This window comes from Pelosinus baikalensis (assembly GCF_020819555.1).
Lineage (GTDB): Bacteria > Bacillota > Negativicutes > DSM-13327 > DSM-13327 > Pelosinus > Pelosinus baikalensis.
Map to the genome: position 1 here is coordinate 169,044 of NZ_JAJHJB010000003.1, position 13,065 is coordinate 182,108.

16 protein-coding genes are annotated in these 13,065 nt (G+C 36.5%); 1 reads left to right on the forward strand and 15 read right to left on the reverse strand.

Annotation, left to right across the window (positions count from 1 at the left end; all coding sequences use genetic code 11):
- Window positions 1–84 precede the first annotated feature (84 nt).
- Window positions 85–207, forward strand: coding sequence for a hypothetical protein (locus LMF89_RS25645; protein ID WP_255710916.1), 123 nt, complete (start codon window positions 85–87; stop codon window positions 205–207).
- Between the two features lie 181 nt (window positions 208–388).
- Here LMF89_RS25645 and LMF89_RS03850 read toward each other — a convergent pair whose 3' ends face one another.
- The 15 genes from LMF89_RS03850 to queD all read right to left on the reverse strand — a co-directional run bounded on the left by LMF89_RS03850 (window position 389) and on the right by queD (window position 13,064).
- Window positions 389–1,315: a patatin-like phospholipase family protein gene (locus tag LMF89_RS03850; RefSeq protein ID WP_229533953.1), complete on the reverse strand. Its 927-nt coding sequence runs from the start codon at window positions 1,313–1,315 to the stop codon at window positions 389–391.
- Window positions 1,316–1,490: 175 nt separating this feature from the next.
- Window positions 1,491–2,768, reverse strand: coding sequence for a sensor histidine kinase (locus LMF89_RS03855; protein ID WP_229533954.1), 1,278 nt, complete (start codon window positions 2,766–2,768; stop codon window positions 1,491–1,493).
- Window positions 2,768–3,439: a response regulator transcription factor gene (locus tag LMF89_RS03860; RefSeq protein ID WP_229533955.1), complete on the reverse strand. Its 672-nt coding sequence runs from the start codon at window positions 3,437–3,439 to the stop codon at window positions 2,768–2,770. The genes LMF89_RS03855 and LMF89_RS03860 overlap by 1 nt, the downstream gene beginning before the upstream one ends.
- Before the next feature lie 564 nt (window positions 3,440–4,003).
- On the reverse strand, window positions 4,004–4,579 hold the full coding sequence (gene pduL / locus LMF89_RS03865) for a phosphate propanoyltransferase (RefSeq protein WP_229533956.1): 576 nt from the start codon (window positions 4,577–4,579) through the stop codon (window positions 4,004–4,006).
- Window positions 4,580–4,656: 77 nt separating this feature from the next.
- On the reverse strand, window positions 4,657–5,004 hold the full coding sequence (locus LMF89_RS03870; protein WP_036681013.1) for an ASCH domain-containing protein: 348 nt from the start codon (window positions 5,002–5,004) through the stop codon (window positions 4,657–4,659).
- A gap of 279 nt (window positions 5,005–5,283) precedes the next feature.
- Complete coding sequence (locus LMF89_RS03875; protein WP_229533957.1) at window positions 5,284–6,573, reverse strand: amidohydrolase; 1,290 nt, start codon at window positions 6,571–6,573, stop codon at window positions 5,284–5,286.
- 143 nt (window positions 6,574–6,716) lie between these two features.
- Entirely contained in the window at window positions 6,717–7,958 is a 1,242-nt protein-coding gene (locus LMF89_RS03880; protein WP_229533958.1) for an adenosylhomocysteinase, read from the reverse strand.
- 1 nt (window position 7,959) lies between these two features.
- Window positions 7,960–9,009: an S-methyl-5-thioribose-1-phosphate isomerase gene (mtnA, locus tag LMF89_RS03885; RefSeq protein WP_229533959.1), complete on the reverse strand. Its 1,050-nt coding sequence runs from the start codon at window positions 9,007–9,009 to the stop codon at window positions 7,960–7,962.
- 15 nt (window positions 9,010–9,024) lie between these two features.
- Window positions 9,025–9,834 (reverse strand): S-methyl-5'-thioadenosine phosphorylase, encoded by an 810-nt coding sequence (mtnP, locus tag LMF89_RS03890; RefSeq protein WP_369412556.1) that lies wholly within the window; start codon window positions 9,832–9,834, stop codon window positions 9,025–9,027.
- A 70-nt stretch (window positions 9,835–9,904) separates the two neighbouring features.
- Window positions 9,905–10,180 carry an HAD-IA family hydrolase gene (locus LMF89_RS03895; protein WP_369412558.1) on the reverse strand — a complete coding sequence of 92 codons (276 nt, stop codon included), beginning with the start codon at window positions 10,178–10,180 and terminating at the stop codon, window positions 9,905–9,907.
- Window positions 10,131–10,544 (reverse strand): HAD hydrolase-like protein, encoded by a 414-nt coding sequence (locus LMF89_RS03900; RefSeq protein ID WP_229533961.1) that lies wholly within the window; start codon window positions 10,542–10,544, stop codon window positions 10,131–10,133. The genes LMF89_RS03895 and LMF89_RS03900 overlap by 50 nt, the downstream gene beginning before the upstream one ends.
- 83 nt (window positions 10,545–10,627) lie before the next feature.
- On the reverse strand, window positions 10,628–11,041 hold the full coding sequence (locus tag LMF89_RS03905) for a TIGR04086 family membrane protein (RefSeq protein ID WP_007934368.1): 414 nt from the start codon (window positions 11,039–11,041) through the stop codon (window positions 10,628–10,630).
- A 139-nt stretch (window positions 11,042–11,180) separates the two neighbouring features.
- The gene (gene surE, locus LMF89_RS03910) at window positions 11,181–11,936 is read right to left on the reverse strand and encodes a 5'/3'-nucleotidase SurE (protein WP_229533962.1); all 756 of its coding nucleotides are present in this window, start codon (window positions 11,934–11,936) and stop codon (window positions 11,181–11,183) included.
- 13 nt (window positions 11,937–11,949) lie between these two features.
- Window positions 11,950–12,687 carry a 7-carboxy-7-deazaguanine synthase QueE gene (locus LMF89_RS03915; RefSeq protein WP_229533963.1) on the reverse strand — a complete coding sequence of 246 codons (738 nt, stop codon included), beginning with the start codon at window positions 12,685–12,687 and terminating at the stop codon, window positions 11,950–11,952.
- Window positions 12,687–13,064 (reverse strand): 6-carboxytetrahydropterin synthase QueD, encoded by a 378-nt coding sequence (gene queD, locus LMF89_RS03920; RefSeq protein WP_229533964.1) that lies wholly within the window; start codon window positions 13,062–13,064, stop codon window positions 12,687–12,689. The genes LMF89_RS03915 and queD overlap by 1 nt, the downstream gene beginning before the upstream one ends.
- Window position 13,065: the final 1 nt, after the last annotated feature.

Consider the following 13,065-nt stretch of genomic DNA (forward strand, 5'->3'; position numbering starts at 1 on the left):
CTAAATCTTCCCATGTTTTTTTAGAATAATATACGTTGAATTTAATAAAAAACCTTGGGAAAACTAAATCAGGAGGTGATAATTATGGGTGAAAAGCATCCTGATCGTACGAATGAATGGAGTAAACAACAACAAGCATTGAAAAATATGAAAACCACTACCATATCATCTAAAGATTCCAAAGAAGAAAAAAAAGCTCATCAATAAGCAACATTCATCTCTATATTTGTCTGCAATATGTAGTATTTTTTAAGAATGTATTTACTTGTATTGGCTGCTCTATCAGAGCAGCTATTTTCATTATCGCTATACTTAATTTCACTGATGAAAATCATAAAAAGACCGCCTAATAAAAAAGCGGTAATTAATAACTACTATAGGTTTATGATTAATTATTCAATAAGGCTTTTATCAATGATAATTTATCTTTTGCAGCTTGTTCTCCTTGACCTATACATAGCAAAGCTTGTTTCGTATCTTTAAATTTTGTTTCAAAAGTATTAGGGCGAATAATAATATCAGCATATTGCTCTGCTTTAAGTAAGGTTACTTCCCGCCCCATTATTTCAATACATTGTATTAATATTTCCCCTACAGTCTTAATATCATAGTTAAACTGACCATCATAGCCTAAATCCACTCCGATTACTATATCAGCCCCCATATGACGCAAAATATCAGTTGGCAAATTATTTTTAACTGCCCCATCTACTAATGTCATACTTCGATATTTCTTTGGAAAGAATATTCCTGGTATTGAAATACTTGCACGAACAGCTTCTGTTAATGAGGTATTATGATAATATCTTGCATTTAAAATACCACGGCGATCAAAGACTGGAGTAGTAAAGAATATAGTATCTGCAGAATGTAAATCAACAGCCGTAATGGCAATTGGAATCTGGGTATCTCTTACAGTCTTATTCTGCCATAAATGATAAAAATATTGTTCTACCTTTTCCCCTTTTATAAAACCAGTAGGTAATACAGACCAAAAACGAAACGTACCATTAAACAACCATTTCATACCGTGCTTGAAGAGATCGCCGACAGTAACATTTAAGTCAATTAGCTCATCCATTTTAATATTTTGTATCATATTCTGCATTTGTTGTGGAGTATAGCCACAAGCATACATACTAGCAATGATCGCACCTGCGCTGGTCCCGCTAATCATATCAATCGGAATGTTATGTTCAACTAATACTTTTAGTACTCCTATGTGTGCCATACCTCGAATGCCACCGCCACTCAAGGCTACTCCTACCTTTTGTTTTCTATTATTTAACTTGTATTCATTACTTTTGTCAGTCATAACATCACCTCATATACACACTTACTATATTCTATGAATAGCAGATGCAATACGGTGTCACATAATATGTAAAAAACTAACCCTATGGTGTATTTTTTTCACTTAATATATTATACAAATTCGTTAATACAGTAAGATATTTACAAAAAAATCCACAGTAATAAACCTCCGGGTTTTACTGTGGTAAGATGATTATAAATGTTGATCCTTTCCCCATCTGACTCTCTATTTTCACACTTCCTCCATGAGCTAATACAATCCATTTTGCAATGGACAACCCTAATCCAGTTCCACCAATTTCTCTTGAACGAGTTTTATCAACACGATAAAATCGTTCAAAGATGAGCTCTTGATCTTCAGCAGGAATTCCCATTCCAGAATCTTTTATTATGATCTTAATATCAGGTACTTTTGTAGAAAATTCCAATCCAACAGATACCTTTCCTTGAGGTGGAGTATATTTTATTGCATTATCTAACAGAATTAAAAGCAGTTGGCGAATACGTTCCTTATCCGCCAAAATTACTTTTTCTATTTGGTTTTCAAAACTGAGTTGGATGTTTTTTTCATTAGCTAAAGGCTGTAATGAGCGTAAAACTTGTTCAATAATATTCATTAAGTTAAATTTTTCTTTCAGAATCATAGTTGCCTCGGCATCACTTCGTGCTAAAGTTAACATATCACTAACAGTCTTAGACATTTTCTTTATCTCATCTTTCATATCAGCCAATACTATCTCAGCAAAAGGGGATATTTTGCTCTCCTTATCTCTTTGTATGGCTTCTACAGAGGCCATGAATATACTTAATGGTGTCCGAAGTTCATGAGATGCATCTGCAACAAATTCCCGCTGGCGATCATAAGACTTCTTTATGGGAATAATGGCACGACCTGCCATCATATAACCTCCTCCTGAGGCAAGAAAAAGAAAGAGTAGAGATATAATTGTCAAAATGAGAAAAACATTCTTTAATACTTGATAAAATGCAGTAACATCTCGTCCTACATATATCTTTCCTAAATGCTCTTCGCCATACATTACCGGAAGAGACGCCATCATAACGATTGCCCTATTATTATGTACGTCTGGCATCAATAGCACTACATCTCCATCTTCGACATCCCATGTATTAATTTTTTCCACAATACGATCCCGAAATATAGAGGAAGCTTCTGCTGCGTTAGCAAGCTTTCCATCATTGCCAAATGCATAGAAAAACATTCTTCCTCCCCGATATTCATCTTGAGGCGTTTGCCGCAGTAATTCCTGGTGCTGCAAAAACAAAGAATGCTCCTGAGCCTCTTCTTCCGCAAAAAGAAGCAATTCCTGCTTTTCTTCTGAATAAACAGCCCATGTTAACCCAATATAGGTAAATCCTACAAAAGTCAGCAGAAAAAAAACCATAATTCCTGAATATAAAAAAGTAAGATGTTTTCTAATTCTACTAAACACTATTCCTCCAACCTATATCCAACTCCCCGAACAGTATGAATAAATGTCTTACCATCAGGCGGGTCTATCTTCTTTCGTAAAAGCCGGACATAGGCATCCAAATTATTTGATGTTACCTCAGATTCAAGTCCCCACACGCGATCTAATATGACCTCACGAGGAACTACTTGACCTCTATTTTGAATAAGCAAATCCAACATTTGAAACTCTCTTCCAGAAAGACAAATTTCCCTTGAATCATACTTCATAATTTTGGTGGTCCTATTGAAAATAAGCTTTCCAATTATAACAATATCCTCTATCAGTTTATTATTACTGCGTCGTAAAAGGGCACGAATTCGAGCCATTAGTTCAGAAAATTCAAAGGGTTTAACAAGATAATCATCAGCCCCTGTATCAAGACCTGAAACCCGATCTTCTACTGCATCCTTAGCCGTTAACATTAAAATGATTCCTTGATATCCATGCTTTCTTAATCGATCACATACACTGAGCCCACTTTCTCCAGGCATCATCCAATCTAGAATAATAATGTCATAAGAAGAATAAACTGCATACTCAAATGCCGCTTCGCCTTCCACTACCCAGTCTATTTTCGCTCCTTCTCTTTCAAACATATGTTTGATTAATCTACCAAGGCGAAGATCATCTTCAGCAAGTAAAATTTGCATCCTCTTTTATCCCTTCCTATTTGATAGGGCTCTACTTAAACCTCTATCGTCGAATGATTCTTTTTTGTAGAAAATAATTTTTTTAAATGTATTTTCTACATTACTGAATTAGAAATTGTTGCGCAAAAAGGTGCTAAATCATTTTTAGGCATAGTGTACTTAGCTAACTAACTTTGGTTAGTATCTACTTTAGACTCTATTTTATCATAATCTGCCCAGTATAAAAACAAAAGATATGCTATAAAATTCAATATGTTCCTTTTATAATCATAGTACATACAACATTGTTGCTATGTTTTGTTATCAGATCTAGTGTCAGCGATTATGGAAGTACTGTCACTGATAAAAATATAAAAGAGAGGATAGTATTTCTATTATAAACAGCATAACAAAAGGCGCTAGTTTGTCATCCGTATTGTTTAAAACAATTATAAAACTTCATTCTGAAAGAAAGCTGAAATTTAACGCTTTTTGTTAATCTGGTACACTGTTTGATCGTTTATAAATGCCAAAAGACTTGATCAACGTTTTCTAGAAAGTTGATCAAGTCTTTTCTTTTATTTACTACTTAATTATTTCAACTGTACAGCCATTTTTGCACATTGCTGCATTTGCTTCATCAGTGTCAATATGCATCTCCAAGCGGAAGTTTTCATGAACTCTTATTAATACATTATCAAAAGTCAAACCTCTTTCGCCGTCACAACGCACTTTGACAATTTCATTATCCTGTACACCAAATTTTTGAGCATCATCAATGCTCATATGGATATGGCGCCCTGCAGCAATAACACCCTCTTCAAGAGTCACTGTACCTTTAGGTCCAACAACAGTAATGCCGGCAGAGCCCTTTGTATCTCCTGACTCACGAACTGGAATGCCTATTTTAAGCTTTAAAGCATCTGTAAGAGCTATTTCCACCTGAGTTTGCTTACGCACAGGTCCTAAAATTCGAACATTTTTAAAAGAAGATTTCTCTGTAACCAAATCCACTGTTTCATTAGCAGCAAACTGCCCTACCTGTAATAAGTCTTTCTTAATAGTGAGCTGATACCCTTCTCCATATAAAATATCCAAATCTGCTTGGGATACATGGATATGTCTTGCTGAAATACCTACTGGAACTTTTGTTTCTAACATGCTATAAACACTCCTCAAAAATAAATATATTTATAATATAGTTTATATTATACGCATAAAAAATTTCGGTAGAATACTTATTCAATAATTTCTGAAAAATACACTACAGTCACAGTATCACTTAATGTAAATGTCTTATCATAGATACTTTGTAAAAAGACCATCAAATCATCAACATTCGTAATTTCAGGATTCTCTCCTTGTAAATCTTCTTTTGTTAATTGAGATATGGGTTTAACTAAAACTCGATCAATAACAGCGGTATATATTTTCTTCTTTTGAGCAAAGCGTTTTCCAACTGTTACCCATATAATATCACCCTCATTGTATTTATGAGTTTTATCTCCGCGGCGAATGGTGCAAGTCTTACGCCTACAGATTAATTGGCTATGATAATTGGATGAATAAAAATTTAAAGCACGCATCATTCATACCTCCTTAAAATAACTAATCCATTCCTGTTAGAATTATGTATTCGTGATATTTGGCTTTAAATCCTCTTTAAATCCTTTTGATTCGATTTAACTTATGAAAGAAAACTATGTTTTAAAACTTTTATTTGACTAGTACAGCATCAACTTTAAAACTATAAATATAGCGGCGAGGGGATATTTAGTAAAACAAGGAGAAGGAATGAAGCATACCGGACGTATTCCGATTGACACCAGCACAGGCTTACGAAAAATACCCCGACACACACAGGATTAGGGTTGATGCTGAACTAGGTGCCTGCCACGTCTATCAGCCTCATACATGAGCCGCTCTTCATCAATGGTCGTTAAACATTTGTTATCTAATAGAATTTTACCATCCACCATTACTGTATGAACATCCCCAGCTCCAGCAGAATATGCTAGTAGTGATACCCTATCATGACGTGGATACCAGTGAGGAGCATGCATATTAAATAATGTAATGTCGGCTTTAAGCCCAGGTGCAATCCTACCCGCTACATTGCCAAGCCCCAAAGCCTGAGCACCATTAGCTGTAGCCATGCTTACTGCAGTATTAGCAGGTATCAATAATGGATCCAGAGCATGAACCTTATGTAACATAGCTGCTAATCTTAGTTCCTCCAGCATATCTAAATTATTATTACTAGCAGCACCGTCGGTACCTAACCCTACGCATAACCCCGCTTTCAACATAGCAGGTACAGGAGCAACGCCACTTGCTAATTTCATATTACTTCCAGGATTATGAGCAACTCTAACATTTGCCTCTTTCATAAGAAGTATATCTGCATCCGATACATGCACACAATGAGCAGCTAATACGCCACATTCAAGTACGCCCAGATCTTTCATTAATTCAATTGGCGATTTTCCATGCTTTTTTTTACATTCAACTACTTCTCCGAATGTTTCAGATAAGTGGATGTGAATTTCTGCTCCTAAACGTTGTGCCAGATTCGCCACTCGCTTCAAATATTCCGGCGGACAAGTATAAGGCGCATGAGGTCCAAGCATTACAGTAATACGACCATCAGCAGCATTATGATATTGTCGGAAAAAATCTTCACTTTCTATCAATGCTTGTTCACCATTTGGTGCTACTCCTGCCATACCTCTAGCTAATACAGCTCTTATACCACTTTCAGCTACAGCTTCAGCTACTTGAGGCATGTGAAAATACATATCGGAAAAAGTAGTAGTACCTGATTTTATCATTTCTGCAATTGCTAATGATGTACCCCAGTACACATCTTCAGCAACTAAATTTCCCTCAGCTGGCCAAATCTTATTCTGCAACCAATCCATTAGTACCATATCATCAGCATAGCTACGAAAAAGCGTCATAGCTGCGTGTGTATGTGTATTAACTAAACCAGGTATTGCCAATTTATTTGTGCAATCGATCACCTTGTCAGCGTGCCACTCAGCTGATATTTCACCAAGCTGATGAATTAAGGTACCTTCTACTGCAATATCAGCTGACTTAACAATACCATCTGCACCTAATACTTCAGCATTTTTCAATAAAATTTTTGCCATTCTATCTTCCTCCCTTTTTGGCGCTGCCAATAATACTCTTCATAAAAACGGTGCTATACTTATGTATAGCACAAGCATACTCCACTTGTAAGACTTCCGTTTTTATTTAGCAATATTGAACCATCTAGAAAACACTCTTAGATTTAAGCTTGTCCTAAATAAGCTTTCTGTTCATTTGATAAGGCATCGATTGACATACCCAAAGCATGTAATTTAAGTCTAGCAACTTCAGAATTAACTTCATCAGGTAAATTATATACTTCATTTTTCATTTCCTTATGATTTTCTAAAATATGCAATACCGCCAACGCCTGCATAGCAAAGGATAAATCCATAATTTCAGTAGGATGTCCATCGCCAGCGGCAAGATTAACCAAACGTCCTTCAGCTAATAAATAGATCTTGCGATCATCTTTCATAACAAATACTTCAATATTTTTACGCACTGTCCGTCGAGAAACTGCTAATTCTGCAAGTTCATCTTTATTAATTTCAAGATCAAAATGACCTGCATTAGCCAAAACGGCTCCAGACTTCATAGCAGTAATATGTTCACCACGAATAACATTTTTGCAACCTGTTAAAGTCACAAAAATATCACCATACTTTGCAGCTTCCGCCATGGTCATCACCCTAAAGCCATCATATACGGCTTCAATGGCTTTTATAGGATCAATTTCTGTAACGATTACATTTGCACCCAATCCTTTAGCACGCATTGCTACACCTTTGCCGCACCAGCCGTATCCAGCAACTACAACGGTTTTACCTGTGACAGTAAGGTTAGTCGTGCGCATAATACCATCCCAGGTTGATTGACCTGTACCATATCGATTATCAAATAAATACTTACAATATGCGTCATTTACGGCTACCATAGGGAACATCAAACGTCCTTCAGCTGCTAAGGATTTTAAACGTATAACACCGGTTGTAGTCTCTTCAGATCCTCCCAAGATATTAGATAGTAACTCACTTCGCTCACCATGAAGCAACGATACTAAATCGCCCCCATCATCAACAATGATATCCGGCTTAGTATCTAAAGCTTTATGTAAAAACTTCTCGTACTCTTCATTTGTGGTATTATACCAGGCAAAAACCTTAATGCCTTCTTCCACTAAAGCGGCCGCTACATCATCTTGAGTCGATAATGGATTACTTCCAGTTACAGCAACATTTGCTCCTGCATTTCTTAGAACTAAGGCTAAATAAGCCGTCTTAGCTTCTAGATGCATAGTTATAACTACATTCTTACCACTTAAAGGTTTATTCTTTGACAGATCCTCATTTAATACGTTCAACACAGGCATAAATTCTTTAACCCAATTAATTTTATCATGACCTTGTGATGCCAATTTTATATCGCGAATAATTGATTCCATTTTACAGCACTCCTTTAATTTTTTGTTGTAATGCAATAATTGCCTCATGATAAGGTTGTTCCAGTACACCATATTCCGTTATAATTGTTGAAATTAAGGAATTAGGTGTGACATCAAATGCAGGATTAAAAACTTCTACACCTTCTGGCGCTGTCAGAACTCCAGCAAACTGGGCTACCTCATCGGCATGTCTTTCTTCAATCGGAATATCCAGACCACTGTCCATAGTAAAATCAAAAGTAGAAACAGGGGCAGCCACATAAAAAGGTATATTATGTTCTTTGGCTAATACTGCCACACTATAAGTGCCAATTTTATTCGCCACATCACCATTTAAAGTAATTCTATCGGCTCCAACGATAACAGCCTGTACCATATCTTTTTTCATAACCCAGCCTGCCATATTATCTGTAATTAGAGTAACTGGAATATTTTCCTGCATCAATTCCCATGCTGTCAAACGAGCACCCTGAAGCAATGGCCTAGTTTCATCAGCAAATACCCGGGTAATCTTCCCTTCAGAGAAGGCTTGGCGAATTACTCCTAAAGCGGTCCCAAAACCAGCAGTCGCCAAGGCTCCAGCATTGCAATGGGTAAGAATCGATATGGGCTCATTAAATAACTGAGCACCATATTGAGAAATCTTATGATTCATAGCGCAATCTTCACTGGCAATGGAAATAGCCTCTTTTTCTAAATCCTTTACCAAATCAATAATATCTTTGTCACGATTCGCTTTATGAATAATAGACATCATTCTCTCAATTGCCCAAAACAGATTTACAGCAGTAGGTCTGGTCTGTCGTAATTCCTCGGCCACCCTCTCGATACTGGTCCCAAAGTCAGAATCATTACAAAGTTCCTTCGCTCCAAGAACCAAGCCAAATGCAGCCGCAGCACCAATAGCAGGAGCTCCGCGGACTTCTAACCTTTTTATTGCTTGCGCTACTCTTTGAAAGTTATGACATTCAATAAATTCAATACGATTAGGCAACAGGGTTTGGTCTAATAACCATAGCGTACTATTTTTCCACTCTATTGTCTGCAACAAATTTATCACCTCTCTTTATAATTTAAAACCACCATATTCTTTTAAAGCTTGTTGGCAGCTACAGTCAGCTTCAAAATCAATACATTTAATAGTATTCATAAGGACTTTTTTTAGCTTTTCTGTATTCGCATTCATAACGTGAAACACTTCACCATAGGTTAAAGGCTGGGATGAAATACCTGCTGCATAGTTTGTTACCATAGCAATAGTCGCATAGCACATCTCAGCTTCACGAGCCAATACCACTTCCGGCACATTAGTCATCCCCACCAAATGCCCACCAAACTTAGCGAACATACGAATTTCAGCTGGTGTTTCAAACCGTGGTCCTTCGGTACAAACATACGTTCCATAATTATGAACCACAATGCCATTCTCTTGAGCAACTGCTAATATTTTTTTTCTTAAAGCAGAGCAATAAGGCGTTGTTAAATCCACATGAACTACTTTTCTTTTTCCACCTTCATAAAATGTACTTTTCCTATTTTTAGTAAAGTCAATGAATTGATCGATTAAAACAAAATCCCCTAACTTCATATCTAAATTCAAAGAGCCTACCGCAGCCGTTGCTAAAATTATTTTAACACCAATTTTTTTCATAGCCCAAATATTGGCTTGATAATTGATTAAATGTGGCGCAATCGAATGCTTGCTGCCATGTCGGGGAATAAAAGCGATACTCTTTCCTGCAAAATCACCAACTTTATAAGACACTGAGCCATAAGGCGTTAGGACTTCATCTTGCTGTACATTTTCTAAGATATTAGGATCATATACTCCAGTACCACCAATAATTCCTATATGTATCATATTCTCACCAACCATTTCAATATAGCTTGCTACTATTTCTTCTATTGTACTATATAGTAGGCTTCACAACAAACTACTAAATTTATTAAACACCACAAATAGTTAATAACTCATGCATATTCTCTAAAGTAAAGTCTGGCGTCTCATGTAAAATCATCTCCCATGATACGCGAGTCCAACGAACAGCGGCTGTCTTTACACCAGCTTGTTTAGCATTGATTAAATCAAACGGACTATCACCTACCATTAAGCATTCTTCAAGTTTTATCTCTAATTGAAGTAAAGCTTTCTGAATTGGTTCCGGATGAGGCTTATGATTTTGACACTGATCTGCACCAATAATTACCGGAAAATAGTTGATCTAAATTAAATAATGTTAGTCCATGCAACGTTGTTTTCTTTGTCTTTGAAGTAACGATAGCCGTTATAATACCGGCTTCATGCAATGCTCGAATGGTTTTTGCTACACCGCTAAAGATTTTAGTCATTTGATCATGATGAACTAGGCTATATTCTCGATAAGTCTGAATTAACTCCTCAACTTGATCTGGTCCATAATGTTCCATTGCACTCCTTAGTGTTTTTCCAAAAAACGCATGGATCTCCAGAGAAGTAAGCTTGCTATTATAATGTTTTTGAAAGGTATGTCTAAATGCGCTGATAATTAGATCTGAGGTATCAAGAATTGTACCATCTAGATCAAATAAAACTGCTTTATATATCAATCAAGCACAATTTATATTCGTATACACGAAAAGAAAAAGAGGCTCAAAGCCTCACGAAAATACATCTTAGATTTTACAAACGATTACAAATTTACACCAACTAAACCGCCTAGTATTCCTACCGCAATTCCAGCCATAAATTTGTTAGCTAATACAAATAGCGAAATGGACTCTTGGCTAATTTCCATACCAATACCTACAGAAAGTAAAACATAGATGATCCCAATCACAACACCTATGATTAATCCTCTAGACTCGGCCTGCTGGGTAGCATATACACTACCAATAAAAATACTAACCATAGTTACCCCAACCATAACGTATTGCATGTAATAATCAATGTATGTATTTTCGGTCACTAAGCTAATAATGGATAAAAAGAAGGTGCAAACCAATGAAACGATTATACTGACAAAAAAGCCTTTTCCTATCAACATAGCTGTTCCCGGTCCCTTGGGCGTAGTATTAAAACGTGTCTTACCAATACGTTTAGACACAGAATTCCCCTCCCTCAAGTAGGTATTACTAGGATTGCTATTGTAAAATATGCAGTATAAAAGTAAATAATACCAATATTTATATATTTATTTATAATATTTCGATTTTGTTGCTAAGCTAATCACCATATCCTATCTATTATAACTTCCAACTTTTTAGTGTTTCCATAATCCCATAATTAGTCAGATCAAAATGAATGGGAGTAACTGAGATTTTGGACTTATTGATCGCAACAATATCGCTATCCGCATCATTTACATTCTCTACAACTTCTCCTCCCATCCAATAATATGTTCGTCCTCTAGGATCAAGGCGAGGCTCAAAAACATTTGCATACTGCCTTACTCCTAGCTTGGTAATCGCTACCCCATCAATCTGCTCTGCAGAAAGAGCAGGTACATTTACATTTAACAAGGTATTAGAAGGTAATGAGCGTTGAAAGATATCTTGCAGTAACTTTGCTGTAAATTCAGCCGCAGGCTTAAAATCGGAGGATTTCCAAGAGTCCAGTGAAACAGCCACTGATGGTATCCCATGCAAAGATCCTTCGATTGCAGCGCTTACTGTTCCTGAATACAATACATCAGTGCCCAAATTAGGTCCATGATTAATTCCAGACACCACAAAATCAGGTGTTGCACTGACTAAAGTTTCTAAGGCAATTTTCACACAATCAGCAGGGGTACCTCCAATACGCCAACCACAAAGCCGAGAATCACTAGCACAATATTTATCTACTCGTATAGGGCTATGTACCGTAATAGCCTGACTAGCAGCACTTCGCTCGGCATCAGGTGCAACCACCACTACTTCCCCTATTTTCAAAAGTTCTTGCCAAAGAACCTGAATACCAGTCGCATCAATTCCATCATCATTGGTTAATAAAATACGCAAACTGATTCCTCCCTTATAATTGTCCCATAAATTTATGAGTTTGCGGAATGACCCGTACATCTGTAAGGAAAATAAGGGCCTGCTCTTGCCATAACAACATCATATCCGGAGTAACGCCCTCACAATCATGAATGGGAGTCACTGGTTGTATGATTAAGGGAATCTTTTGATCAATTGCCGCAATTAACTCTACCGCTTTTTGAAATTCGATTCTATTCGTTTTACCTGTAACTACTATCTTTACAAAAGTATTGCACGCATTAGCTATGGAAAGAAATTGCCTATGTTGTTGCCACACATCTTGATGAATAATGCTAGGCAACTTAATATCCATACTGACTATATGAATATGAGGTAATACCAATTTTAATTTTTCTGGCAATGTACCGTTCGTCTCTAAATAGATACTTCCTTTGATGTGCGGTAGAAGTTGAGCTATGCCTTCAGCTTGGCATAAAGGTTCTCCGCCTGTAAAACTAACTGAATGATGGGGTACTATCAATAAATTATTAATATAATTCGACAGATCTACAATTGAGATTGGATTTTTTGTCTTCTTAAAATCGCGCTTTCCAGCAGTCATTTCAATTTGACCTTCCATGGCATTTGTTCTTGATGAAGGGGTATCACAAAAATCACACTCTAAATTACAGCCAGCCAAACGTACAAAGACTTGACGATAACCAACAAATTCTCCCTCACCTTGAATAGAAGAAAAAACTTCAACAATATTGAGCTTATGAGACACCATTATGCCTCCTGGCTATATGCGGCTGCAGAATTAGACGATTCCCATATTCTGATAGAGCGCAATTTAACATTCTCATTAAAGATCGGTGTTTTAGCTAATTCTTCATATATATATTTGGCAAGGTTTTCTGCTGTAGGATTTATCCTGCAAAAGGGTTCAATTTCATTGAGATAATAATGATCTAAATTCACCATAATACCATTTATCGCCGCTTTCAAATCAACAAAATCAACTAACATTCCTAAATCGTTTAATTGCGAACCATATATATTTACTTGTACTTTCCAATTATGTCCATGCAATCGATTACACTTTCCTGGGTAATTTCGAATACAATGAGCAGCTTCAAAATTCACCGCAATTGTCAACTCAAACATA

What these genes read in the sequence shown, in the direction of transcription:
- LMF89_RS25645 (WP_255710916.1), top strand. Translation starts at nt 85, where the DNA reads ATGGGTGAAAAGCATCCTGATCGTACGAATGAATGGAGTAAACAACAA.
- LMF89_RS03850 (WP_229533953.1), bottom strand. Translation starts at nt 1,315, where the DNA reads ATGACTGACAAAAGTAATGAATACAAGTTAAATAATAGAAAACAAAAG.
- LMF89_RS03860 (WP_229533955.1), bottom strand. Translation starts at nt 3,439, where the DNA reads ATGCAAATTTTACTTGCTGAAGATGATCTTCGCCTTGGTAGATTAATC.
- pduL (WP_229533956.1), bottom strand. Translation starts at nt 4,579, where the DNA reads ATGTTAGAAACAAAAGTTCCAGTAGGTATTTCAGCAAGACATATCCAT.
- LMF89_RS03870 (WP_036681013.1), bottom strand. Translation starts at nt 5,004, where the DNA reads ATGCGTGCTTTAAATTTTTATTCATCCAATTATCATAGCCAATTAATC.
- LMF89_RS03875 (WP_229533957.1), bottom strand. Translation starts at nt 6,573, where the DNA reads ATGGCAAAAATTTTATTGAAAAATGCTGAAGTATTAGGTGCAGATGGT.
- LMF89_RS03880 (WP_229533958.1), bottom strand. Translation starts at nt 7,958, where the DNA reads ATGGAATCAATTATTCGCGATATAAAATTGGCATCACAAGGTCATGAT.
- mtnP (WP_369412556.1), bottom strand. Translation starts at nt 9,834, where the DNA reads ATGGTTGGTGAGAATATGATACATATAGGAATTATTGGTGGTACTGGA.
- LMF89_RS03915 (WP_229533963.1), bottom strand. Translation starts at nt 12,687, where the DNA reads ATGGTGTCTCATAAGCTCAATATTGTTGAAGTTTTTTCTTCTATTCAA.
- queD (WP_229533964.1), bottom strand. Translation starts at nt 13,064, where the DNA reads ATGTTTGAGTTGACAATTGCGGTGAATTTTGAAGCTGCTCATTGTATT.